The 2579-nt window shown below is 37.6% G+C and carries 1 protein-coding gene and 2 pseudogenes; all 3 read left to right on the top strand.

From position 1 onward, the window contains the following. A pseudogene (locus tag ACFIMX_RS03435) lies at positions 1-494 on the top strand (phage antirepressor KilAC domain-containing protein); the annotation flags it as partial. 915 nt (positions 495-1409) lie between these two features. Beyond that, positions 1410-2191 (top strand): annotated as a pseudogene (locus tag ACFIMX_RS03430) (ERF family protein). A gap of 1 nt (position 2192) precedes the next feature. After that, a partial coding sequence (locus ACFIMX_RS03425; protein WP_375694033.1) for a lambda exonuclease family protein occupies positions 2193-2579 on the top strand: 387 nt, incomplete at its 3' end.

The following is a 2579-nucleotide window of genomic DNA, read 5'->3' as shown; positions in this document are numbered from 1 at the left end:
AAAGAGCTCGCCATGGTAGAGCGTAATGAAAAAGGAAAACAAGCCCGTCAATATTTTATTGAATGCGAGCGGCGTGCAAAGAAACCTTTAGACCTTGCAAACGTTTTAGAAGACCCTCTCTTTGTGAAAAAAAACTGCTTTTAGAAAGTATCACACAATTAGAGATTTTAAAAGTGAAGTGAGTATCCTTAAACCCAAAGCAGCTGCTCTTGAAAGTTTGCAACGTCACAACGGACTCTTCGGTCTTACAGAAGCCGCTAAAATACTCGAGATACAACCAAAACAATTCATTTTCTTCTTACAGCAAAAAGGGTGGTTTTACAGACGAGCAGCAGGTGGAAATTTGCTACCGTATCAAGACAAAATCCAAAAGCAACTTATGGATTGTCCGACCATCACACTTCAAACCGCAAATGGAATAGAAAAAGTTGTACCAGCAGCAGAAGGCATTGGTTTGCTGTTTCAAGAGCTTATAAAGACAAAGCATGCATTAAGAGCAACAATCATGGAAAAGAAATACGAAATGACTGATGAAACAATAGAGTTTGCTGGAAAAACTCTTCACTGAATTAAAGCCTTAAGAGATTTTGATGCTGTTAAAGCAGGAGACCTAGGCGGCTTTATACAAAAAGAAGACAACCTCAGTCATGATGGTAATTGCTGGGTAGGTGATGATGCAAAAGTTTATGGTTATGCCAAGGTTTTTGGTGATGCTTATATTGATAACATTTCTGGTCTTTATGAAAATGCATGTGTTTTTGGTAGTGAATCTGTTACCAGAGAAACTAATATTTTTGGCAATGCGCAGATTTTTGGACATATTCGTGTTTTTGCCAATGCACAAATCTACGAAAATGCACAGGTTTCTAGTGTTGCATTTATTAGTAGAAAAGCTAAAATTTATGACAGTCCATTGATTTCCATCAGAGCAAAAGTTGGAGGAAATGCCAAAATCTATGGTTATGCATTTATTCAGGGAACGCAGAGATCATCAATGATGAAATCATCACAAAGGGCGAGAGGCAATAAACCATGGAAAAAAATACGAATTTACTGATGAAATAGACATTCTCTATCGTCGCCCAGTTCGTTGCATGCGTGCACTGAGAGACTTTGGAAATGCTTGTGTTGAATCCAATGCACATATTTTCGATAATACGCAAGTTTACGGAATAGCCGAAATTCACGGCAATGCAATATTTGTGAAAAAGCTCATATTGGTGGTGATGCTGTTGTATGTGGTAACACATGTATTTCAAGCAACACACATATTAGTTATAATAGAAAAGCCGAGAACATATCCCTAGGAAAAGACAGAGCGTATAAGCCCTTTCTAACAGCCAAACCAGCCTTTTAAAACATGCGTGATTCACGCCACACGTGAATTGCGCGTAATGGAGGAAATCAAAATGAGTGAACAAAACACTAACCTAATAGAAATTGAAGAAACACATCATTTAGCCGTCGAACAAACTGCTATGGAATGTATTTTAAATAAAGCCTTAGAAAGTGACGTCAGTATTGACCGCTTAAAGCGTCTTCTTGATTTAAGAGAAAAAGAAATAGAACGACAAGAGCGCCAAAACTTTGTCCGTGATCTTTCGGCTATGCAAACAAAATATCAAAATATTGAAAAAACTCTACAATCACCCATACAAACAGCAAATACGCTATGCTTGATCAGTACATTGATGCTGTAAAGGACGGGCTTGCAAAATACAACTATATTAAACATTAAACAGAAAAAAACGTTACCATAGAAATAATTCTGTCTCATCCTTCAGGAAATCAAATCTCAACAGAAGGAACATTTCCAATTGACAGTACAGGCTCTAAAAATAACATACAATCAGTTAGTTCTACACTTACCTACGCACGGAGATACCTGTTAGGCATGCTTCTTAATGTAGCAAGTAAAGAAGACGATACAGATGGTCAACCGCAAACCAAAGAAGACGATACAAATAATCAAAAAGTTTCCTCTAAACAGATAAAGCAAATCGAAGAATTAATTAAAGAAACAGGGACAAATGAAAGTAGTCTTCTTTATTTTGCAGAAGCAGAAAAACTAACAGATATGTCTTGTAAAAAAGCAGAATTGGTTTTGGGGCATTTGGAAAGAAGAAAAAATATTCAAAAAGAAAAAGCTCTACAATCGCTCCCATCACAAGAGCAACAAACGGCGGTGTGAGATGGAACAAAGAACAGCAAAATGGTTCCAAACGCGCTTGGGTAAAGTCACCGCATCAAATATTTACAACATACTCAATAAAACTACAAAAGGATTGCCTACGAGCAAATATGAAGACTACAAAATCAAACTCATAACAGAGCGCTTAACAGGCGAAACAAGCCCTTATTATGAAACTGAAGATATGAGATGGGGTATTGAACATGAAGAAGATGCCTTGAGAGAATATGGCTTCATTTATGATGCCAATATAACAAAGTGCGGCTTTATCCAACACCCCACAATAGAAATGGCGGGGGCTAGCCCCGATGGTCTCATTGGAGAAGACGGTTTAATCGAAGTCAAATGCCCGAGATCAGTAACACATATGCGCTTTTGTATAGGTGAC

This window comes from Bartonella sp. AD24XZML (assembly GCF_042196485.1).
Classification (GTDB): Bacteria; Pseudomonadota; Alphaproteobacteria; order Rhizobiales; family Rhizobiaceae; genus Bartonella.
The sequence above is the reverse complement of the archived record's forward strand: the minus strand, read 5'-3'. Positions and strand labels throughout refer to the sequence as shown.